The following is a 21,944-nucleotide window of genomic DNA, read 5'->3' as shown; positions in this document are numbered from 1 at the left end:
TGGATGATTGCATTTACAGACCGGATAGATGTCACCTCAGCGTCATCTGTCTCTGAACAGAACGGCAATTCCGTGCTATTTATTTAGTCAAACCGCCGCTCGTTGCGCACTTCGATGCGCGCAGGCGATCTCGGCCCGTCTCTGGCACTCAGAAACGGCCATCAACCAGAACTTATGTTCCCAGTTTCCTGCGTCACGAATGATTGGTGTTGGTGATGCGCGCCTTCGATGGAAAGATCGACGGGCACCACGTCGTCCGCAAGTGTCACTCGGTCTCGAACGATCCTAGCGCGCGGCTCTAAAACAAACAGATTTTGCAGGGCATGCGCGCTTCGCGCAATCTATTCCGCGCCGATGAGCGACGGCCAACCAACGGCGCTCTGCCTGTCATCTGGCACCGCACGAAGCAGGGGTGCCGAAAATCATCTCTGCATCTTCGGCATCCCCCTATGCGCGTTTACTCCTCCATGATGCTCGTGGGCGCGCGACCAACCCCGCCCGCTCTCCAGACGAGCACGGAGCTTTCCAAATGCCCGATCCGACCGCCGGCCTGCCGCCGCGATTATTGCGTACCCCTGAAGCGGCGCGATTTCTCGGTCTGTCCGGCCGAACTCTGGAAAAGCATCGTACCTATGGCACGGGCCCGATCTATCGCAAGCTTGGCGGTCGCGTTGTTTATGCGCTGGAAGACCTAAAAGCCTGGGCTGATCGCGGTGCTAAGAAGTCAACCAGCGATCCCGGCACAGGTACGGTCTTGCCCGCCAAGCGCCACACACCCATTCCGTATGCGGGCAAGGAGAGGCGCTGACCCATGTCGCACGGCAAATCCTCTGCTCATGGACGACGTCATTCGGAGCGCGGTCAACTCGATTTGTTTCGCTCGTTGCGCGGCGTTTTAACACCGCGCGATGCGCAAGATGTGTTGGTAGATGCGTTGTTCTCGCTGGCAAAGTCAAAACGGGTTGTACCGTTCGACTTTCGCGCCGGGACAATCACGATTCGTGTCGAGGCTGTGCCGGAACATGGCATTGCGACGGTCTGGGATGCGGACGTTTTGATTTGGTCCGCTTCGCAGATTGTCGTGGCTCGCGATGGCGTCTCGAAAACGTAGATGTTGATGGCGGCTACTCCTTACGCGATCCTAACCTTTGGGGGCTGTGGTACCAACGTGCTCGACTGCGAGCGCCTCAAGGCCGCAGTCGACCGGCTGCACTCGACAACGGTCTTGACCTCGATTCGGCCGCCGACTGAGCTCCGACGGCATCGCTTCTTCTGGATGGACCAATGGCGCGAGACGGTCGATTTGCACGGCTGTGCCTGCGGAATCGAGCTGATCTTGCCGGACCCATACTACACGGGTGTTCTGGATGAAGGGCTCGTGTTGACGATCGACCGCACCCATTTCGATCTGACGGGAAGAATTGAGCGCTGGCTTTACCGTCTGGTGCGCAAACATGGCCGCCGTCAAGCAGGTGGCTCGGGCTGTGATTTCGTCCACCTTCAGGCCATGTCGGGCAGTCTATTCCAGCTCAAGCACTTTGCTTATGACCGGCGGCGCCAGATCGTTCATCGTCAGACTCTGCCGCGATATGTTGTCATCATCCGTGACAGTCACGGTGTGGAACGATTGGGTTTCGCGCCAATTCAGCTCAGTCCCAATGCAGAACGGCCGCGAAGGCGCGGTCACATCTCTCAGTTAGGGCAAAGCGGCTTGAATCGCATCGCGCTATCAGGCCCGAGAGCTCTCATGCGGTCGGTCACCGGAGCCTCGTGCCATCGCGGACAAAATTCACTATTGACGTTCTATCGTGCAATCGCTTTTCGCGCCCGTAAATCTGCCAAATTTGAATTCTTCGGATTCCTGCTAACGGATCAGGGCTTTTCGTCTCCGATCGGCAACGCGACCGTCGCAACGCCTGCTCAACGGCCCCTTTCGACCTTTCATCAAAACCGTTTCGCCGCTGCCAATCTCGTTGCTACCGTTTTGCGAAGGCTAAGCGGCGTTTGGGGCGGTCAAGAGACGTCTCTGAACAGAGGAGACGTCATATGAGCGATCTCACAACCGTTGAACTCTTGTGGGTGAAGGGACGGATCGAGAGTCGCATTCGCTTCGGCCGGCCGGTATCTGAAAGGATCATTGACCGTCACCGCCGCGTTCTTTCGTTCGAGAGCGGTAGCATTTTCGCTTTCGTGCGTTGGACATCTAATGAGTTTGGAACAGTTCTGTCCCGCATCGACATTTTACGCGCCGCGTCATCACGGCAGCGATATTCAACTGTCCCCTGGGTCATGCCCGGCGGAGAGAGCCTGCTGCGATTGTCCGGATGGACGAAAGTCGAGCGCGCGCTGCAATTGGTCGACGCGGTGGAGGCACTTGGCATCAATCCTGCTGATGCTGCGCCGGATTACTGGCATCATGTTCACAACCGTCTCTCTGTCAGCGAAAACCCGCGGGCCTACACTCAGGCGCGCCATCAGGCGTGGCTCCGCCGTCGAAAGCGAGGGCTCTGATGGGCCGGCTGACGATTATTTTGGCGATCTGCGGATCGGTGCTCTCGCATCAAGGTCCGGCACAGAAGCCGTGCCATGCTACATCTGGAACGCTTCTGAGAGCGTCCCGATTGGCCTCTATCGTCTACAGCCAACGCAAGGATTGACTGTCGCTGAGCTTGTGGCCGTTCGGCCGCCCGAACCACTTTCGAGCTTCCTGGACTTGAACGGCTATCTGCCGACCGGTGTTCCCATGCTCAAGCGCGTCCTGGCGTTGCCCGGACAAACCGTTTGCAGAAATGGCTTCGCCCTTTCCGTCGATAACATTGAGATGGGGCTGGCGCGGGAACGCGACACACGTGGCCGGCCGCTGCCGGTCTGGCGCGGATGCCGCCTCATAGCGCCGGATGAAGTCTTTCTCATGAACCGGCAGTCGGCCGGCTCGCTCGATGGGCGGTACTTCGGGCCACTTCCGGCATCCGCCGTCATCGGAGAAGCCCTGCCCGTGTGGACAGAGAGGGACTGATCTTGCTCGGCCGGGTTCGTCGATACGCAGTTTCGCAGGTCGATAGATCGCAGTCCTCCTGCTTCATCACGGCGAGATTTCTAAAGACGATCATGCCCAGCGCGTGTCGGCGATCTCCTCACATTCAGCGGCGGAACCAGCTACCCACAGTGAGCTCGAGCGCAAGCACCTGCGCTATAATGTATGCAATGGCGGCCCGCCTGATCGGAGCTGTGCTGGTTCTCCAATTGCCGTCGTACACTTCGGCTGAGCCGGTAATACCGGCTGTCAGCCTGCACTCGCCGAGCTCTCCACATGCGGACTTATACACTGCATCCTTGACTGAAGCCTCTCGCCGATTTGCGGTCCCAGAACACTGGATTCGGGCTGTGTTGCAAGTCGAGAGCGGCGGCAATGTGGGCGCCATTTCCTCCCGGGGCGCGTTGGGCCTGATGCAAATCATGCCCCAGACTTGGGTCGAGCTAAGTACTCGCTACAATCTCGGTGTCGATCCCTTTGACCCGCACGACAACATTCTCGCAGGCACGGCCTACCTTCGCGAGATGCTCGACCGGTTTGGATCGCAGGGTTTTCTCGCAGCTTACAACGCGGGTCCAAAGCGCTACGAGGCCTATCTGGCAACGGGGCGGCCCCTGCCTGACGAGACAAAAATCTTTGTTGCCAGGCTCGTAGAGTTGATCGGCATCAAACAGCCCGAGCCCGCGACTTTGGCGATCCCAAGTGCCGTTCCGTGGCGGCAGGCAGCATTATTCTTTGACCGCTCCGGCTCGTCGGCTCATGCCAGATCGACACCCGCTCGGCGTCCAATGAACAGTCCGAAAGAATTCCCGAACATGGGCGGGCTCTCGCTCGTACCAAGCGCTGCCCAGCTTTTTGTGGAGCGATCGACGCAAACGGAGTCCCGATGATCGCAATCGCATTTCGTCGCGCGTTGTCGAAGTTTGTCGTGAGTTGGAGGGGGCTAGGGAACTTGCAGGGACTAACCGACCGCGGATGGCAAGGGAAAAGGCCGGCTGTCGGTCCGGCCGTTGGTGGTTGGATGGATTGGGCAATTTGCTGTCAGCGCAACTGCTCCTGCCATCGCTTCTGCAAATTACCCGAACGAAATCAATCTCGACTGCGCCATCTCTCAGCCGCACGAGGCTCTTTTGCGCCATGACAATGCGGGACGATGACATACGCGTCAGGCCCGGGCGCATTGACCACGGTAACCGTGGTGCAAGGCGGCCACAGACATTCGTCGGGCAGGTCATGCGTGCCGCTAAGAGAGCGGGGCACGTTGGCAACAGCTTCCGCTCAGGCCCGGACCGCAGCCGCTCCCGCTTCGGCCGGGGCCGGCGTGCGGCAATCGCGATCCGCTTGCGCTCGAATGCCCGGCGCGTGGTCACAAAGGCGCGTGTGGTGCGCCATCGGGGAGCGCGTTTCCGCTCTGCGCCGCTATCTAAGCATGTCGCTTATCTTAAGCGTGAGGGCGTTACGCGGGATGGCCGGAACGCCTCGATGTTTGACGCCACCTCTGACGCAGCCGACGAGCGGGGTTTTGCCGAGCGCTGCGAGAGTGACCGTCACCATTTCCGGTTCATTATCTCGCCTGAGGACGGCGCGGCGCTTGGTGACCTGAAGGCATTTACGCGCGAGCTTCTGCGCGATGTCGAAAAAGATCTCGCGACCAAGCTCGACTGGATTGCAGTCGATCACTGGAATACGGACAACCCGCATGTCCATCTGTTAATTCGCGACCGTGCCGATGACGGACAGGATCTTGTGATCAGCCGCGAGTACATCAGCCGCGGTTTGCGCGATCGTGCCGCCCACCGCATCACCCTTGAGCTTAGACCCCGGAGCGAACAGGAGGTTCGCGCCGGCCTCGAACGGGAGGTCGAGGCTGAGCGCTGGACCAGCCTTGACCGAGCGCTGCGTGAGATCTGTGATGATTGCGCCGGTGTGGCGGACCTCAGGCCGGAAGGGAAGGGTGAGGATCCTGAACTGCGCCCCCTGCTGCTCGGCAGGGCGGCCAAGCTTGAACGTCTCGGCCTTGCCGAATCCACAGGTCCCGCCTGCTGGACCTTAAAACCAGGGCTGGAGCAGACCCTTCGTCAGCTCGGCATGCGCGGCGACATCATCAAGACCATGCATCGGGCGATGAGTGCTGGGGGGCGGGAGCCGGACATCGCCACCTTTGCCCTGCACGGAGAAGAACCCACCGATCCGGTCCTTGGCCGCCTGGTTCAACGTGGTCTGGATGATGAGCTGAAGGGGACCGCTTATGCGATCGTCGCGGGCCTCGATGGTCGAACCCATCATCTGCGGTTCGGCGACCTCGAATTTACTGGCGATGCGCCGGCCGGCGCTATCGTCGAGTTGCGCACCTATACTGATGCGAGTGGAAAGCCGCGAATGTCGCTCGCGGTTCGCTCAGACCTCTCGATCGAGGAGCAGGTGAGCGCGAACGGTGCGACCTGGCTCGACCGCCAGCTTCTCGCCAAAAATCCGTCGCTCAGAGGGGGCGGCTTCGGGGCCGAGGTCCGGTCCGCAATGGATGCGCGCCTCGATCACCTCGCTGGCCAAGGCCTTGTGCAGCGGTCCGGACGGCGCATTGTGTTTGCGCGCGACTTGCTCGCTGCCTTGCAGCAGCGCGAGCTGCAAGCCGCTACTGCAAAGCTTTCTACCGACTCAGGACTTATCTATCAGCCCGTAACTGAGGGCGATCAAGTGACCGGCATCTACCGTCAGCGCGTAACGCTTGCCTCCGGGCGTTTCGCTATGATCGACGATGGGCTCGGTTTTGAGCTGGTGCCTTGGCGGCCGGCTTTGGAACAGCATCTCGGAAAGCAGGTATCTGGCATTATGTTGCCTGGCGGCAGAGTCGATTGGAATGTCGGCCGTAAGCGAGGATTGGGAATATAGCCTGAAGGGGCGGGCTCAATGGTCTCAGGAAAGAGCAATGCTCGATAGACAGATCATGGTCCCGTCTGCTCCTTTGCTGGTATGCCTTTCAGGCCAAGTCGCGGCTCCAGAAGAGATCGATGGTACAAGCCGCGCTGTGACGGCTGACGCCGAAAACCGGACGACAGAAACTTCGCCAGAAGTCACTTTTCGGGGCCGTACTTTAACCAATCCCCGGAACTGTCGGTGGTGCCGCTCTGAGATTACCCCAACGCGTTCACAGCTCGTTCGTGAGAGCGGGGAAGGACGACGCAGCCCCAAACGAGCGTCACTTATCCATCCGCTGTATGTCAAGCGTGAAGCGTGGACGTCATGACCGACATCAGACACGGGCGTCTTTCAAAGATCGTCGGTCTTGTTGCGAATGCGACATCACTAACGAGCAACTGCAGGGAATGCGCGCCACGTCCGATGGCCTAGATCCTGCACAAATACACGCCGCGTGGAAGCAGCGCGACAACGTCGGTCATTCGGCCTTCGTTGCAAGATGGCGCATGCTCGTGTGTTCGTGAGGTGATATGAGATCTGAGTTCTTGTTTTGGGGGATCGCAACAGCTGCGCTCGTTGCAAACGGGGTCGTCAATTCGGCAGATTTTAAGCCGGCAGTAAAGGTCCCGCCTGCAGTATGGAGCTGGACCGGAGGCTATTTTGGTGGGCACGTCGGCGGGGGGTACGGCCGGACATCATTTAGTAATCCCTACGGTCCCTCGATCTATGGCGACGTGGTCGATACTCCGTTATTCCTCGCAGGAGGGCAGATCGGCTACAATTGGCAGAGGGATCGCTGGGTTTTTGGCCTTGAACTGAATGCCAGCGGCGTCATCTCGGACGGCGCAAACACCTGTCTTGCCGCCTCCGGTATTGTCGTGAGTGCAAACTGCAACGCAGGTCCGGACGTCTTCGTCACCGGGACCGGCCGGCTGGGTTATACGTTTGGCCCGCAGGGTCACACGCTTGCCTATCTCAGAGCAGGTGTGGCCTGGCAACACAATCGCGGCGATATAGCCAACGGTAACGAATTTTATAGCGAGACTTACCCGTCTGGATGGGCGCCACAGAATGCAACCCATTTCGACTATAATCGTATCGGGGGTCTCATCGGCGCAGGTGTCGAGCACGCGCTCACGCCCGCATGGTCGGTCAATATCGGATATGATTATCTGAGGTTCGGCGGACCAAGCGTGGCAACCCCTCCGACGCTACAATATCCGCCCTTTGCAACGGTCCCAGCTAGCGTCACTAACATGTCCAGCGGCTATCACATCGGCAAGGTCGCTCTGAACTACCATTTTGATGCCGCCCCAGGGGCGGCGCGATGGTCCGATACGCCGCTTTACCCGATAGAGCCGACCTTTGGCGCGCCGGAAATTCCCTTCACGACCGGCTGGTCGCTAGAAAGCGGCACACGGCTCTGGCTGAGTCGGGGAAAATTTCAATGGGAAAATGGTCCGCCCGATCGTCTAGTGTCGAGGCTGACCTATCACAAGCTGGATGGGATTTCCGGTGAGTTGTTCGAACGACTTGACAGCCCCTGGGGAATCTTCCTGAAGGGCAATATTGGTTTGGGGCGCTTTAGTAGCGGGATTATGAATGATGAGGATTGGGGCTTAGGAAATTCCATGGCCTATACCAACACGAGATCGGGTCAGGCGAACGGAAGGTTCATGTACTACACGGTCGATGCCGGTTATGATTTCCTGCGGGGTAGCACATACAAGATCGGTGGATTCGCCGGCTGGACCTATTATGGCCAAAAGTCTGACTCGATAGGATGTGTTACGATCGCTTCGCTTCCATGTCTCGCGCCGGACGATAAAAGGACGATGGGCAGCCAAGACACCAACTGGAATGCAGTGCGTATCGGCCTTAACGCTGAGACCATGTTGCTCGATCGCTGGCGCTTGAGCGCCGATGTCGCATACCTGCCCTGGACGGATTTCCAAGGGCGCGATAACCATCTCCTGCGAGACTTCACGACCTTCATCGATCATCGCGGGAGCGGCGGCCATGGGGTACAAATAGAAGGCATCTTATCGTACTTCATAACGAGCAATTTCAGCGTCGGCGTCGGCGGCCGTTACTGGGCGATGTGGAGTCCGAGAGATAGTGAGCAATTCGCCACCCAAGCCGAGCAGGCGCGCAGCCATCCTGTGACCTCTGGGCCCTTTCCTGCAGGCTTTCACATGGAACGATGGGGCACGTTCTTGCAGGCTTCCTATAAGTTTCACTGAAACTATTCGCTCTTCCCTGAGCATTGAGCCGACTGTAGGGCGACCATGAACGGCGAAAGCGCATGTTCCGTGGTTCGGGTCATTGGGAGGTCGCAAGCTGCAAGCTTTTGGGTCAGTCAAACTCGAAAGCTTGCCTCGGCCTTCGACGGAAGACGGGACGCTGCGGGCGGCCTGAATGATGTGCTTTGGCCATCCTGCATTGCGCTCCGCTGCATCCTCAATGCATGTCGGCCTCATAAGCCGGCCTGATAAAATGCCGCTCGACGATATTGGAGGTAGCAACCGCGGTTTGCGCGTCGCTTGCTCCGTTAAGTCTCTCCAGGTAGTCAAGATCGTACTGCACTTACGCTAGATCCGCCATTTCTACGCTTGTGCAACTTTAACGTTGTGGGTCAGGCCTGGCAGGGCTTGATCGACGCTTATCATGTCTTCGACGAAGGTCCTTTGGGGCCAAATCACGCTTGTCCTTGCCATCGTGCTCATGACCACCTGGGCGGCGACGGAGTGGGTTGCTTGGAAACTCGGATTCCAGGCCCAGCTCGGGCGCCCCTGGTTTGAGCTCGGGCCTGGGAAGCCCGTCTACCTGCCGCCGGCGTTTTTCTGGTGGTGGTACGCCTACGATGCCTATGCGCCCACAATATTTATTGAAGGAGCCTGCATCGCGGCATCGGGCGGCTTCATTTCGATCATAGTTGCATTTGGCATGTCGGTCTGGCGAGCCCAAGAGGCGAAGACCGCCGCAACCTACGGCTCTGCGCGCTGGGCGCTTGCTACCGAACTTCGATCAGCGGAGCTTACTGGGCCGGATGGCGTCATACTCGGGCGGTCTGATCACAAGTATCTCAGGCACAATGGGCCCGAGCACGTACTCTGCTTTGCGCCGACGCGGTCGGGTAAGGGCGTCGGCCTCGTCGTTCCTACCCTCCTGACTTGGCCGGGTAGTTGCGTTGTCCACGACATCAAGGGCGAGAACTGGACCCTGACGTCCGGTTTTCGCTCTGCGCATGGACGTGTGCTGCTATTCGACCCGACGAACCGAAACTCTGCGGCTTACAACCCACTGCTTGAGGTCCGTCGGGGAGAATGGGAGGTTCGAGATGTCCAGAACATCGCGGACGTCCTGGTGGACCCGGAAGGAGCACTCGAACGACGCAGTCACTGGGAAAAGACAAGCCACTCGCTGCTGGTCGGCGGCATCCTGCACGTGCTTTACGCCGAGCCGGACAAGACCTTGGCGGGCGTCGCCAACTTCCTTTCGGACCCCAAGCGTCCCATCGAGGCGACGCTGCGCGCGATGATGACAACGCCGCACCTCGGCGATGCCGGTCCGCATCCCGTTATTGCGTCCGCAGCGCGCGAGCTCCTGAACAAGAGCGAAAATGAGCGCTCCGGAGTGCTTTCGACTGCCATGTCTTTCCTCGGGCTGTACCGCGATCCCGTGGTGGCGCGGGTCACGCGCTGCAGTGATTGGCGTATTCGCGATCTCGTGGAGGCGAAGCGACCGACAACGCTCTATCTCGTCGTGCCGCCCTCGGATATCAGCCGAACCAAGCCGCTTGTGCGGTTGATTCTCAACCAGATCGGACGGCGGCTCACGGAAGATCTCCACGCGGAGGCGCGCCGGCATCGCGTGCTGCTGATGCTTGACGAGTTCCCTGCTTTGGGCCGGCTCGACTTCTTCGAATCGGCGCTAGCGTTCATGGCGGGGTATGGCCTGAAGAGCTTCTTAATCGCCCAATCCCTAAATCAGGTCGAAAAGGCGTACGGCCCAAATAATTCCATTCTCGATAACTGCCATGTCCGCGTCGCATTCGCAACGAACGACGAGCGAACCGCAAGACGGGTCTCAGAGGCCCTCGGAATGGCAACCGAACTGCGCGCCATGAAAAATTATGCTGGTCACAGGTTAAGCCCTTGGCTGGGGCACCTGATGGTGTCCAGGCAAGAAACGGCGCGACCCCTTCTAACACCCGGTGAGGTCATGCAGTTGCCGTCGGACGATGAACTCGTATTGGTCTCGGGCTGTCCGCCGATCCGAGCCAAGAAGGCGCGCTATTACGAAGATCCCCGACTGCGTGAACGGGTACTCCCTCCAGCTCGGCCCGGCAACAGCGAAGATGGCATGAAATCTCCTCACGACGATTGGAGCAAGCTGCCTTTGCCTGCCGCCCCGCCGGCCAAACAGGAGCGGTCCGCTGACAACCAGCCCACGACGTCCAGCAGTGATCCTGCTAATGGCGGCATTAGGCGCGAACCGGAGCTCGGCCAGCACGAAGAGGTGGAGGTGGACCGCAGCACGGAAAGGGCAGAGTTCGATTTTGCCGATGAGGAAGGTGACGATGAGGTCCAGCGCGCCGGCATTCTTCGCAAACATGCTTCTAGTCTTGCGCGTCAAGCCGCAATGGATCCCGGTGACGGTCTCGATCTCTGAGCTGAGGGCATGCGCACCAAGCATACGTTTCGTCTGCCGCCGGACCTCGCTGTTCAGCTTGCTGACTATGCCAACCGCAAGCGGGTGGCTCAGGCGCTCGTTGTGGAGACGGCGCTATCTACGTTCCTATCGCCAGACAATTCGGAGCGAATGGAGGCAGCGCTCAGCCGGCGTTTGGACCGCCTGACCCGCCAGCTCGAGCGGCTCGAGCGCCACGCTACGATTTCGAACGAAGCGCTCGCCCTGTTTGTCCGGTTTTGGCTCACCGCGACCCCGCCTTTGCCTGACACGGCGCAACCAGCAGCCCAGGCGAAAGGACGCGAGCGCTATGATTCGTTTGTTGAAGCATTGGGCCGTCGCCTGGCGAAGGGACACAGCCTGGCAAAGGAGCTTAGCTCGGACGTAGAGCCGCGCGAAGAGGGGCTGGAGAAGTCCGATCCCGCCTAAGTTCGGGCTCCTTTCTTTCCTTTTTAGAGCGTGATCCTGAAAAGCAGAGCGTTTCCCTCGCGACAAACGGGGACGGCGTTTGAGCGGAGATTATGCTCAAACAACAAGCCAAAGCGCGATGACGATTCCTACCAATCTCATCGCGCTCTAGTCTGCGCAAATCCTTTGATCGAGGCTCTCCTGCTGGTTGCAGCATCAAACTTTCGCTGCAGCTAGTAATCTCCGTGCGTCTCGGCCGCCCTATCGCCGAAAATGACCGAGGCCGGCGTGGGTAGCACCCACGCGGCGAGACATCGAAGAAGCTTGAATCGGTCGTTGCGTCAAGTTGTACAGGTCTGCGAAGGCATGTCCGCGAGAGCACGGCAAATGAAGCCACCGTTTCGCATTATTGTACTATGTTCTACTTTCGGTTTGCTCGGGCTGACCGAAGTTACGCCCACGGACCCAGTCCGGCGCTACGACTGCACCATAGACGGAACCGATCGAGAGCCGGTAGGTGATCGGAATGGGCACGTCATTGTCAGCCTTCAATACACCTGCCGCGTCGCAGATGGGCTGTTGAGGGACGCTGGCATCACGGCGATATCGGTCAGCGAGTGGGACAGTGAGAAGGGCACGTACTTGGCCTCTCTCGACGTTCACCGCGCGCTCGGAGGATATGCGGTTGGTCAGCTCTTGGAGGGGGACGGCTCCTCGGTCATGGAAGACAACAGGGCCGTCGGCATCGCTGCTTCCGGTAAGACCGTGTTTAAGTTCGCATCCGGCTCTTTGGCGGCTCTGTCGGGAAAGACAGTGAAATTCACGACCAAGCCCGTCGGTTCTCGCCGATTTGAGATGGAGTTCACAGGTTGGCCGGAAGCTGCTCAACGGAAGTGACTCGCCTTTATTGGCCAACTCCTATGGTGGATTGGGACCAGGTCAGTTCCGCCGACAATCCAACATTCTCGGGAGTATGCCCGTAGCTCGAGGCCCCGAGCGCGTTGACTTCACACGCAGTCGCCGCTCAATCCCTGGCATCACAGATGCAAGCTGTGAGTGCGGCGCAGGGGCGATAGCCAGATCCACAGCAAGGAGGCGACGCCGAGCAAGCTGCTGGCCAATAGCGCAGTGCGCAGTCCAGGTCCGGCGCCGACCGCACCGCCAAGTAGCGCGCCCATCGGCGCAAGTCCCCACACCAAGCTCCGAATGCTCGCGTTGACGCGGCCCAGCACCCGAGGCGGAGCTAGCGCGTATCGAACGGAGACTTGATGCACGTTGTAGATCTCTTGACCAAACGACAGCACGAACTGGGACAGGGCCACGCAAACGAGTGCCACCGATCGCGGCTCTGTGAACAGCGCAGATAGGGTCATGCCTGCGGCGCTAAGCGCCAAGGTGGCCATCAAGACCGGCCCAAGGCCAATGGCACGGCCGGCCCAGGCTGCGGTGACTGCGCCCAGGATGCCACCTATCGCGCCGATGCTGAGAACCAAGCCCGTCGTCCAGCCGTCCAAACCAATATGTTGGGTTAGGTAAAGCAGAAAAACCGCAGAGTAGGCGTTGTAGCAGAAGATGAAGCTGCCAGTCGCCAACGTAACCGCCCGCAGGATCGGGTTGCCAAATACAGCCGTCAGTCCTTCCGCGATCTGGACGACGACCGAGCTCGATCCAGTTGCGGACCGTTCGGCCGCGCGTGCCGGCAGCAGCGGCAGCAAGACGGCGGCCACTACGAAGGAGGCCGAGTCGACTAGAATTGCGGTCGGCGCAGAGAACGCGCTGACCAGCCAGCCTGCCAGGAATGGACCGACGGTCACCACGCAAGATCTGCTGAGTTGCCAAGAACTCTGCGCTCTGACGAGTCGAGCACGATCCACGACCGTTGGCACGCACGCCAGATAGGCGACCTCGCCGATCACCGCAGCCGTTCCGACAAGCGTGGTTGCCATATACAGTTGGACCATTCCAAGCTGGCCAAGGCTGGCGAGCAGCGGTATCGTTGCGAGCGTTACTGCCATCACTAAATTGGCGGTCAAAAGAATGCATCGGTGTGGGAGGCGATCCACGATCACCCCGGCAAGCAGGCCAATGATGAGGTACGGCGCCCGGCCGCAGGCGAGCAGCAACCCCGTCTGCGCAGGACCCGCTCCCAGTAGGGTGATCGCCGTCAGCGGCAGCGCCATAACGGTCACTTCGGATCCCAATTCCGACACCGTACGTCCAACGAGCAGCGCTAAGTATCCGCGCGGCAATCCGCGAGGCGGGGTAGAGATATCGGTGGGATTCATGCCTCGATCGCCGGGGTCGAGGCCGATAGATAGCCCAACCGCGCCAATTCGCCGCCGGCGATCCGCTCGAATTCCGCGACTTCCGTGAGCGTCAGATCCTGCCTGAAGCGACCAAGGCGGCCGGCGTGCAGCGGTTTGCTCGCGGACTCCGCTGCCGGGTGGCCGTTCGGACGCTCGAACAGTGCGTGCTCGTGTTCGGCATGCCGTAGAACGGCTTCATCCCAGGGGAGCTGCAGGTGATCCAAAATCTGCTTAAGGCTGGGGCGGGGGTGAGTGACCAGATCCTCATAGCGCACCTCAAGATAACGCTCCGGTGGCGCGAGGAGATGAGGCCGCGATACGACTTCAAGCCAGCCTTGCGCAGCGTCTGCCACGGTCTGGTAACCCCAGTCCGGTACCGTTTTCAAATGCGAGGCGGCAAGGTCGCGCCCGTCCCGTACAATGTGGACGAAATGCGCATGCGGCCACAACTGCGCGAAGACGTCGATTTGGGTGATCTTGCGTTGCAGCTTCAGTCCCCAGCGCCTTGCCGCTGCTTGTCCCCTTCGAAACTCACCGATCTCATTAATCAGCCTGCATCTGTCGGCGAATGAAACGATGTCCCCGGCTGTCTCGTCCATCACCTTGGTGACGAGCTTGCGCACGTCATCGAAGGACAGGCCGAACCGCTGGCATTGCACGACGAAGTGCGCGCCATCATACCAGAACGGGTCGATCAAGCTTTTGGTCTCGCCCGTGAGTCGGGGATCATTAGCGTCGAGAAGATCGGTCGCTTCCAGAATGTGCGAGCCGAGGTTCAACGGTTCCAGGAAGTCGATCTCCGGTCCCACCACCAGATCGGCATGAGAATTCAAAACGACGCTCAGCAATGTGGTACCGGATCGGTTTTCGCCGCCGAGCAGAACTGGCGAGGTAGAGAACCCGTCGGCCGCGGCCATGGGAGTGTCCCCCGTTCGACTGCTGGCGTTCATGGGCGGCTCGACGCGTTGAACCAACGCCGGACGGTATCCGGCGTGGCAACGAAGTGATCACCCGCAAACCGCACCGCGGCGGCGATCGGATCCGGATCGCCGCCCGTGCTCTCCGTGCGCCTCTTGGCGGCCAGCAGGGCGTGACCGACGGCTTCAATCGCGGCCCGCACGTCGGCATCGGATAACGCCGCGGACGGCATGAACCGGCCCCCGTACTGCATGAGGAAGCCGCGCGACCACATCTCCTGAAAGAAGGCGTGACCAAGGTCAGGGGTGGCAAACACGACATCGAACATGGTTGGCCATGCGAACGCGCGCGCTTGAACCTCTTGGCTCGCGAACACTTCGTTAAGGCCGCTGATGAGTTGCTCGCCAACACAGCGCATCCGGGCGAGCGCGGTGCCATCGCGCAGCGCGTCCATAGTGCTCAGCGCGGCCGCGAATGGCGTGATCTCGCGCTGATAGGTGTTGCCGAGGTACGTCTTTTCGGCTGCGTTGAGCACGTCGGCGCGGCCAGCCACTGCCGATAGTGCCATGCCATTGGCAAGCCCCTTGCTGAATGTGATCAGGTCGGGCGCAAGCCCGATCGCGGTATGATAGCCGCCGGGGCCGTAGCGGAACCCTGTCATCACTTCGTCGAGGATGAGCAGGGCACCGTAGCGGTGCACCATATTCTGCAATTCCCGGTGATATTCGGGTGGGAAGAAGTTGACTTCGGGTGTGACGATCACCGCGGCGAGACGCCGCGCGCGGGCAAACCTCTCAAGCAGCTCCAGGTCATATTGGAAATCGACACTGTCGCGGTCCCGATCGGGTAGGCCCATCGTGGGACGGTCCTGCAAGTGCCAGTCGTGCCAGCCGTGGTATCCGCTGGTCAGCACCAGGTTCACATCGGTGTATGCGCGAGCCAAGCGGACCGCGGCGGTCGTGGCGCAGGAGCCGGTGCGGAAAAATATCGAGCGTTGCGCAAGCGGAAATACCTTGGCGAGCCGTTCGGCCAGCTCGACCCGATGCTCCGACAACGGCCCCGGCACGATGCCGCCGGTGCGGCGCATTTCTAGGGCCACGTGATCGAGGACCGGTTCATATCCGGCTCCCAGCGGCGCAGCCCCGCTGCAGGAGGTGAGATCGACGTATTGTCTTCCCTCAACATCCCAGACATACGCACCACAGGCACGGCTCATCACGATGGGAAAACGCCGATTGAGGTCCCATTTTTCCGATGCAGTGACCCGCAACGCGCGGCATAGTGCGGATTTGTGGGTCTCCGTCGCGGGCAATGTGGCATTGAGGGTGCTATTGAACATCAACAATCCTCCGGTCACGGCCTGTCAGGCAAGCTGTGTGACGATTCTGCGAGCGATCCGCAGCGCGTTTGCCTGAATGGTGAAGGTGGGGTTGACGCCGCCGGGGTACGGGAAGAATCCACCGTCCGCGACATAAAGATTGTCGATATCGTGCACGCGACCCCACCGGTCCACCACGGATTCCTTTGGATCAGTCCCTGCTCGACAGCCGCCATGCAGATGACCACTACCGAATTGATAGTTGGAAGCCGTGTAACTGATCTTTTTCGCGCCCGCCTCGGTAAGCAAGTCCGAGGCGCGATGCGACAAATAGTCCAATCGGCTCTTATCCAGTGGATGAGTCCTGTATTCGAGAATGATCTTCTGCAGACCTAATCGATCGCGCCTGTTCGATAATCGTACGGCGTTGCTGCGCATGGGCTGATCGGCCGCAAGGAAATGCACCCTTAACTTAAGTTTCCGGCCGCTGACCGCGCGCTCCGCCGGACTGGCTTCGTATAGAAGTCCGCCTAAGCCGGATGGTGCGTCCGCGTCGAGGTAGTGATCGGTCATCGCAACGGTCGAGAACGGACCACCGGGCGGATGCGACGGCAAGCGATCCGCCATGATGGTGCCAGACACGTAGCCGCTGATTTTGAAGCAGATGCCGCGACCGACCATGCCCGTGCAGTTTCCGATACCGCGAGGTGCTGTGGGCTGCGCAGATCTTAGCAGCAAGGCGGCAGATTGAATCGCGTTGCCAGCGAGTACTACGCACCGGGCGCGGACCCGAGCGCGTTGTTGGATGACAGTGTCAAGCCACTCCACTGAGGCGACACGGCTGACGCTGCCAAGCCCGATATGCACAGCCTTGCTGCCTGAGGCGATCGTTAGGGCGCCACGTGGCAGCGACCGCTCCGTGAATGGCGAGCGCGCATCGGCGCGCGCGCCGCTTGGACAGAGGTGTTCGTTGCACGGGCCACACCGGTCACAGGCCGCTTGACCGCGGTAGGGGACCGAGTTGATCGCGAGCGGTGTCGGGAACGGCAACCAGCCTAGGCGTCCTCCCGCATTGGCGATCAGAGTGCCCTGCAGGCTATATTCGTGCGGCGGCAGCAGGCCGGGATCGCTGGGCGGCTCGAGTGGATCAGCGCCCGCCAATCGGGCAATCCCTATCCGCCGCTCAAGCTCCTCGTAATAGGGGCGCAGTTCCCCGTAATCGAAAGGCCAGACGGGATCGAGTGCGTCCGCGGCAACATGCGCTCGTGCATCGAAGTCGACCGTGCGACACCGGAACGCGATGCCAGCGTACAGCGTCATGCCGCCGCCCAGTGCCGATACGGTCCAGGGACGACCTCGCGGGGTCAGTGTCCCGGACGGAGAGCGCACCAGGGCGTTACCAAAACCACGTTGGACACTCTTCAATGAAGCGCCCGCAGGAAGCTCCTGGCCTGCTTCGAGGACGAGCACCTGGAATCCATGTCGGGCCACCTCGTGGGCAACTATCGAGCCACTGGCACCACTGCCGACTACGCACACATCAACGGCGTTGGACGTCATTGTCCCACCTACGACAAAAACATCAGACATTCATCATGACGATGTCCATCATTTGGATAGGTCGAAACGGCTTTGAAAACTGCCACCCACCATGACTCAGACCTCGCGACCTACCTTGCGACTCGTACAATATGACGCTCCGTACGATTCAAGCCCCTTGCGCGCGATCGCATGAATATGTTCAAGAACCTCTGAAGCGGCGACCGGATGAACGATGAGAGACCTGTATCTCGGAAGCACTGGGCACGCGGTGTGCTGATGAGCGCCCTCGGTTCCAGCGACGCTTCGACCCTCATCTCATTCTCAAATGGAAGCCTAAAACAGTGGCGCAGGGGGCAACACCTCAAAAGGGCGGATGACTGCGACGCGCTTACCACGAGGCTAGAATGCCGGGTGATTTCGGATCGGCCCCCATTCCAGCTTCTGCAAAAAAGTGAGCTGTACCTCAGTGCGACGCGTCTACTCGCAATGGGAATGGCCGTTGGCGCTGCATTGCGACGCTGTTCCAGCGCTGCAGTGTGCCTTTTCTGGCCGTGTTTGGCTTTGGCGAGCCGACTTCAAGTCTATTGCCCGAAGATCGGGAAGCGGCGGTGGGTCGTCTTCTCCTGCGGTGCCGTTGGAGCAAAGCACGCAGGCTCTGTTGTGGCCTGGGCAATTGGGTGAGAGCAGGGTCAGGTCGATAACCTGCGACTGCTGGGCTCCGATTAGCGCAGATCTAACTCCGCGTGACGATCGTGCCGCATACTGCCCCTTCAAATAGGGGGAGGACGTCCAAGAGACCGAAAGCTTCAATGCAAATCGCTCGCATAAAATGTTTGCTCTGCGTGGTGGACGTCCGTGAGCGTCCCAAAGCGATGCGTCTTCCGTTACTCTGCAAAATGACGTCAATCTTTGCGGACAACGATGTTTCGCAATCACCGATTCAATAGTCGATCACCTGATGAATTTGCGACATAGCGGTTGGTATGCGCCGAGCCGGGCAAAGAATTGCGGCCAGCTCAGCACGATACAGCCAATGGTCCGTGCCTAGCTTCGCGGAGGTTCGCCCAAACGCCTACATCAGCACTCAACTGCTTTCGATCCGGCAGATTCACACATCCAGCAAAGCAGAAAACCTTCTTTTCCGGCCATGCGATCGGCAATTTCGCAAAAAGTTGGACCTTCGAAGAGATCTTGATATTCGTCGCGGAGAAGATTGCCTAAAACGTGGCGTCTCTCAAAAATTCATGCAACACAGAGTGACGTCGCCGTTAGGGAGAAGAAGATTGCGATGGTATCGTTCGTCAGCACATGTCATTGCGCCCGCGATTGGCTGCCCTGCTTAAGCGATGTTAGGATGAACTTTTGAAGCCTGACGCAGCGGGGGCGTGAGCGAACGAGTGCTTTCTCGGGGATTATCTCGACGAGATCAGGATGGACGTTGCCCACGACCATGAATAGCATCGAGGAAATGTCTGCGCCGACAAGTTGACGCACCAAATCGACATACTTGCCTCTGACGAGACGGCTGTTCATGTAAGTGCTGTCATCGACGACATGGACTAAGAAAACCCGGAAATGTAGAGCTTGCAGTCGTTTTAGATCCCGCCCGTTCATGCCTATAAGCGTCGTCGAGATCCTGATGCCATGGCCTGATGCGGAGGCATGCTCAACCATATCGGTGCAAGCTGGATTGAGCCAGGGTTCCGAATAGCCGGCGAAGCTGATATCGACAGTTGGTGGTACGCGCGCCAAACATTCTTGAAATCTTCAAAACGAAGATGCTTTGCATGCGACACGGCACGTTGCCGAACGGCAAATCGGTCCTGCGGACAATAAGAACATCCGATGACGCAGCCCGTGGTCGTCGTTACTTCCAGGACCCTGCCGTCGGGCATCGCCGAAACGGGATCTTCGATGTTCGTCGAATCGTTCACTTTCACGGCCCTCGGTGTCCAAAACAGGAGATCTCGATGTCGGCCGCGCGATTGGCGTCCCTCATGCGGGTCACTCACCATCATCACAAACTAATGGGGCATAAGCGCGACGCTCTGGGCGGAATCGCAACCGCGGAAGACATTCACTTGCTTTCCTTCGCCGCCCTGATTGAAGTCAAAGCAGAGCTATGCGGGTGCCGAAGAATTGATCTAGGTTACCTCGTTTTGACTACGCGAGAGTCTTTTCCCGACGACCTGTCAATGGATGATATTGGCCGTTAATGTCTAATCCACCGCAACAAGCGTTGATCCTGCGTGGCCGCGACTGTCGATCAATCGACGGGCCAAAAGGATGTTTGGCCCTTGCGCAACGTAGGGTCGAGCTACGTGACTAAAATCTTGCAATCTGACCCTAGGTGCGACTCGAGCATCCTCGAACGATCAGAATGCAATCGCGTTCCGAGAGAGCGACTTTAGCCGCCGAAGCTTTACTGGTGGGCTAGGCGGTCGGCATTGGTCGCGTGCAATTCCGACGCGAACCCGGAATTCCGGAAGAAAAATTCGTCAACTTAGAAATTCACACGAGTGCGCCGGCAACTCATACTCGTGTTGGCAAGCGGGCTTATTCGGGATCAAGCGGCTCATCCCAGCGGTGGCAAGCGTCAGCCCAGCATATCTCGACCGTTGCTCAACAACCGTAACGTCATCGCACTGTGGGCGGGTGAAGGGGACTACTCACACTTCATTTTGAGCCGCAATGTTGGTCGCTGGGAGTGTCGCGAGACGTGCGGCGAGCGCCCCACATTGGTTACCAATGTCGGGTATTGCTCTGATTTCCCAGACGACCGCACGCGAGTGAGCCCGCGGCGGGCAGACGGCGCGAAGCAGTCCTCGACTACAAACCGGTAAGCGCTTCATGCGTGTTGGAGACCCGACCCCGGGGTCAAAGAGTATCTGGTAGAGTCGACAGACCTTGTGAGTGCTCTCTCCGATCACCTCAGGGTGATGAATCCTCGTTCGGCGAGGCAATTTAGCACCCGGTCAGCCAAGTGTTCTGGGCGCTCGCCTGATGCCTTCAAATGGAGTTCCGGCGTGCTTGGCGCTTCGTACGGCGCATCGATGCCGGTGAAGTTCTTGATCTGGCCTGACTTTGCCTTGGAATAAAGACCCTTTGGGTCGCGTCGGATGCATTCTTCTATCGGGGTGTCCACAAAGACCTCGACGAATTCGCGGTTCCCGACCAGACTGCGCACCATGTTCCGGTCAGCCTTGTAGGGAGAAATGAACGAGCAGATGACGATCAGTCCGGCTTCGAGCATCAGACGTGCCGCCTCGCCAGCACGGCGAATATTCTCAACGCGATCTTCCTCAGTGAACTCGAGATCACGGTTGAGCCCCTGACGCAGGTTGTCGCCATCCAGCAGCATCGAGTGATGCGACATTGCGAACAGCTTCTGGTCGACGATATTGGCAATCGTCGACTTGCCAGAGCCGGAAAGGCCGGTGAACCAGATGACGCACGGCTTCTGATGCATGAGCGCGGAACGCTCCCGCTTCCCAATCGACTGCGGTTGCTGGACGATGTTGGTCGTGCGCCGGCGCGAGAATTCGATCATCCCCGCGCCAACAGTGCGGTTGGTAGAGAGGTCGATTACGATGAGCGATCCCGTCCGCCGGTTGATACGGTAGGGATCGAACGTTGCAGGCAGGACAGTAGCCAAATTGCAGAAGCCGATCTCATTAAGACCCAACGTGGTCGCCGCGACCTGCTTGCGTGTGTTGACGTCGACCTTGTATTTGATGCAGCTGATGCTGCCGGAAGTGATCGATTGCGTGCCAATCCGGAATGCATAGGAACGACCCGGCACCATTGGCTCCTGGTCCATCCAGATCAGATGAGCGGCAAACTGATGGGCGATTTCAGGCCGGTGGGTCGGGCTCGCCAGGACATCGCCGCGGCTGACGTCGATCTCATCCTCGAGCGTGATCGTCACGGCTTCGCCCGCTCCGGCGACCGCAAGGTCACCATCGTAGGTCACAATCCGCTTGACGCGTGAGCTCAGCCCCGAGACTGCGACGATTATTTCATCACCAACCGAGATGCTCCCGGAGGCGATCGTGCCCGCATACCCTCGGAAATCCAGACTTGGCCGGTTCACCCACTGTACCGGAAAACGGAAAGGTAGATCCGTCGTCTCGGATTCTATGTGGATAGTTTCGAGGTGATCAAGCAGGGACTGGCCCTGATACCAATCGGTGTTGCGGGATCGCTTGGTGATGTTGTCGCCGTACCTGGCGGAGATCGGAAGTGGAGTGATCGACGCAAAGCCGAGCTCCGAAGCAAAGGAGACATAGTCGTTCACGATGCCGTCAAAGATATCCTTTCGGTAGTCAACGAGATCTATCTTGTTCACGGCGAGCATGACGTGCCGGATACCCAACAGCGAGCAGATGAAGGAGTGGCGCTTGGTTTGCGCAAGGACCCCTTTGCGCGCATCGATCAAGATGATCGCGAGCTGCGCGTTGGAGGCGCCGGTCGCCATATTGCGTGTATATTGTTCGTGGCCTGGTGTATCGGCGACTACGAATGATCGGTGCGACGTGGTGAAAAACCGATGGGCGACATCGATGGTAATACCTTGTTGGCGCTCAGCCTCGAGACCGTCGACAAGCAGGGCAAAGTCTATGTCGCCGCCCGTTGTACCGTGCTTGGCGCTGTCCCGGGCAAGCGCACGCAGCTGGTCCTGATAGATCATCTTGCTGTCGTGCAGGAGTCGGCCAATCAACGTTGATTTTCCGTCATCGACCGAGCCACAGGTGATGAAGCGCAATTGGTCCTTGCTGTCAGCCTCGCCGACGCACGGGCTGGCTTCCAT

General features: G+C 59.2%; 15 protein-coding genes and 1 pseudogene. 10 read left to right on the top strand and 6 right to left on the bottom strand.

What is annotated here, in order from left to right:
* The first annotated feature begins 529 nt into the window (after positions 1–529).
* The 10 genes and pseudogenes from A7X65_RS26520 (at position 530) to A7X65_RS26470 (ending at position 11,947) form a co-directional block, all read left to right on the top strand.
* A complete protein-coding gene (locus A7X65_RS26520) occupies positions 530–808 on the top strand; it encodes a helix-turn-helix transcriptional regulator (protein ID WP_061849724.1) in 279 nt (92 codons plus the stop codon).
* Positions 809–811: 3 nt separating this feature from the next.
* Positions 812–1,690: pseudogene (locus A7X65_RS26510) on the top strand (replication initiator protein A); the annotation flags it as partial.
* Between the two features lie 356 nt (positions 1,691–2,046).
* Positions 2,047–2,511 carry a DUF2840 domain-containing protein gene (locus tag A7X65_RS26505; RefSeq protein ID WP_063690593.1) on the top strand — a complete coding sequence of 155 codons (465 nt, stop codon included), beginning with the start codon at positions 2,047–2,049 and terminating at the stop codon, positions 2,509–2,511.
* 28 nt (positions 2,512–2,539) lie between these two features.
* A complete protein-coding gene (locus A7X65_RS26500) occupies positions 2,540–3,016 on the top strand; it encodes a S26 family signal peptidase (RefSeq protein ID WP_063690853.1) in 477 nt (158 codons plus the stop codon).
* Between the two features lie 92 nt (positions 3,017–3,108).
* Positions 3,109–3,924 (top strand): lytic transglycosylase domain-containing protein, encoded by an 816-nt coding sequence (locus tag A7X65_RS26495; RefSeq protein ID WP_208608628.1) that lies wholly within the window; start codon positions 3,109–3,111, stop codon positions 3,922–3,924.
* A gap of 247 nt (positions 3,925–4,171) precedes the next feature.
* Complete coding sequence (locus A7X65_RS26490) at positions 4,172–5,923, top strand: relaxase/mobilization nuclease domain-containing protein (RefSeq protein ID WP_063690591.1); 1,752 nt, start codon at positions 4,172–4,174, stop codon at positions 5,921–5,923.
* 557 nt (positions 5,924–6,480) lie between these two features.
* Positions 6,481–8,193 carry an outer membrane beta-barrel protein gene (locus tag A7X65_RS26485; protein WP_082885065.1) on the top strand — a complete coding sequence of 571 codons (1,713 nt, stop codon included), beginning with the start codon at positions 6,481–6,483 and terminating at the stop codon, positions 8,191–8,193.
* Positions 8,194–8,617: 424 nt separating this feature from the next.
* Positions 8,618–10,624 carry a conjugal transfer protein TraG gene (locus A7X65_RS26480; protein ID WP_063690588.1) on the top strand — a complete coding sequence of 669 codons (2,007 nt, stop codon included), beginning with the start codon at positions 8,618–8,620 and terminating at the stop codon, positions 10,622–10,624.
* A 9-nt stretch (positions 10,625–10,633) separates the two neighbouring features.
* Positions 10,634–11,071 carry a hypothetical protein gene (locus A7X65_RS26475; protein ID WP_061849718.1) on the top strand — a complete coding sequence of 146 codons (438 nt, stop codon included), beginning with the start codon at positions 10,634–10,636 and terminating at the stop codon, positions 11,069–11,071.
* Between the two features lie 366 nt (positions 11,072–11,437).
* Entirely contained in the window at positions 11,438–11,947 is a 510-nt protein-coding gene (locus A7X65_RS26470) for a hypothetical protein (protein WP_063690586.1), read from the top strand.
* 140 nt (positions 11,948–12,087) lie between these two features.
* Here A7X65_RS26470 and A7X65_RS26465 read toward each other — a convergent pair whose 3' ends face one another.
* The 6 genes from A7X65_RS26465 to cysN all read right to left on the bottom strand — a co-directional run bounded on the left by A7X65_RS26465 (position 12,088) and on the right by cysN (position 21,944).
* Positions 12,088–13,335 (bottom strand): MFS transporter, encoded by a 1,248-nt coding sequence (locus A7X65_RS26465; RefSeq protein WP_082885064.1) that lies wholly within the window; start codon positions 13,333–13,335, stop codon positions 12,088–12,090.
* The gene (locus A7X65_RS26460; RefSeq protein WP_245323861.1) at positions 13,332–14,273 is read right to left on the bottom strand and encodes a sulfotransferase family protein; all 942 of its coding nucleotides are present in this window, start codon (positions 14,271–14,273) and stop codon (positions 13,332–13,334) included. The genes A7X65_RS26465 and A7X65_RS26460 overlap by 4 nt, the downstream gene beginning before the upstream one ends.
* 29 nt (positions 14,274–14,302) lie before the next feature.
* The gene (locus A7X65_RS26455) at positions 14,303–15,613 is read right to left on the bottom strand and encodes an aminotransferase class III-fold pyridoxal phosphate-dependent enzyme (protein WP_082885063.1); all 1,311 of its coding nucleotides are present in this window, start codon (positions 15,611–15,613) and stop codon (positions 14,303–14,305) included.
* Positions 15,614–15,637: 24 nt separating this feature from the next.
* On the bottom strand, positions 15,638–17,152 hold the full coding sequence (locus A7X65_RS26450) for an FAD-dependent oxidoreductase (protein ID WP_063690579.1): 1,515 nt from the start codon (positions 17,150–17,152) through the stop codon (positions 15,638–15,640).
* Positions 17,153–18,445: 1,293 nt separating this feature from the next.
* Complete coding sequence (locus A7X65_RS26445) at positions 18,446–18,886, bottom strand: hypothetical protein (RefSeq protein ID WP_245323859.1); 441 nt, start codon at positions 18,884–18,886, stop codon at positions 18,446–18,448.
* A gap of 1,174 nt (positions 18,887–20,060) precedes the next feature.
* Positions 20,061–21,944, bottom strand: a complete 1,884-nt coding sequence (cysN, locus tag A7X65_RS26435; protein WP_063690848.1) for a sulfate adenylyltransferase subunit CysN — start codon at positions 21,942–21,944, stop codon at positions 20,061–20,063.

Origin of the sequence: Bradyrhizobium stylosanthis (assembly GCF_001641335.1) — a bacterium.
Classification (GTDB): domain Bacteria; phylum Pseudomonadota; class Alphaproteobacteria; order Rhizobiales; family Xanthobacteraceae; genus Bradyrhizobium; species Bradyrhizobium stylosanthis.
Note: the sequence above shows the minus strand (reverse complement) of the source record. Positions and strands in the feature narration are given on the sequence as shown.

Coding starts and splice junctions, on each gene's coding strand:
- A7X65_RS26520 (WP_061849724.1), top strand. CDS start 530: ATGCCCGATCCGACCGCCGGCCTGCCGCCGCGATTATTGCGTACCCCT.
- A7X65_RS26505 (WP_063690593.1), top strand. CDS start 2,047: ATGAGCGATCTCACAACCGTTGAACTCTTGTGGGTGAAGGGACGGATC.
- A7X65_RS26495 (WP_208608628.1), top strand. CDS start 3,109: ATGCCCAGCGCGTGTCGGCGATCTCCTCACATTCAGCGGCGGAACCAG.
- A7X65_RS26490 (WP_063690591.1), top strand. CDS start 4,172: ATGACAATGCGGGACGATGACATACGCGTCAGGCCCGGGCGCATTGAC.
- A7X65_RS26485 (WP_082885065.1), top strand. CDS start 6,481: ATGAGATCTGAGTTCTTGTTTTGGGGGATCGCAACAGCTGCGCTCGTT.
- A7X65_RS26480 (WP_063690588.1), top strand. CDS start 8,618: ATGTCTTCGACGAAGGTCCTTTGGGGCCAAATCACGCTTGTCCTTGCC.
- A7X65_RS26475 (WP_061849718.1), top strand. CDS start 10,634: ATGCGCACCAAGCATACGTTTCGTCTGCCGCCGGACCTCGCTGTTCAG.
- A7X65_RS26470 (WP_063690586.1), top strand. CDS start 11,438: ATGAAGCCACCGTTTCGCATTATTGTACTATGTTCTACTTTCGGTTTG.
- A7X65_RS26465 (WP_082885064.1), bottom strand. CDS start 13,335: ATGAATCCCACCGATATCTCTACCCCGCCTCGCGGATTGCCGCGCGGA.
- A7X65_RS26460 (WP_245323861.1), bottom strand. CDS start 14,273: ATGGCCGCGGCCGACGGGTTCTCTACCTCGCCAGTTCTGCTCGGCGGC.
- A7X65_RS26455 (WP_082885063.1), bottom strand. CDS start 15,613: ATGTTCAATAGCACCCTCAATGCCACATTGCCCGCGACGGAGACCCAC.
- A7X65_RS26450 (WP_063690579.1), bottom strand. CDS start 17,152: ATGACGTCCAACGCCGTTGATGTGTGCGTAGTCGGCAGTGGTGCCAGT.
- cysN (WP_063690848.1), bottom strand. CDS start 21,944: ATGGAAGCCAGCCCGTGCGTCGGCGAGGCTGACAGCAAGGACCAATTG.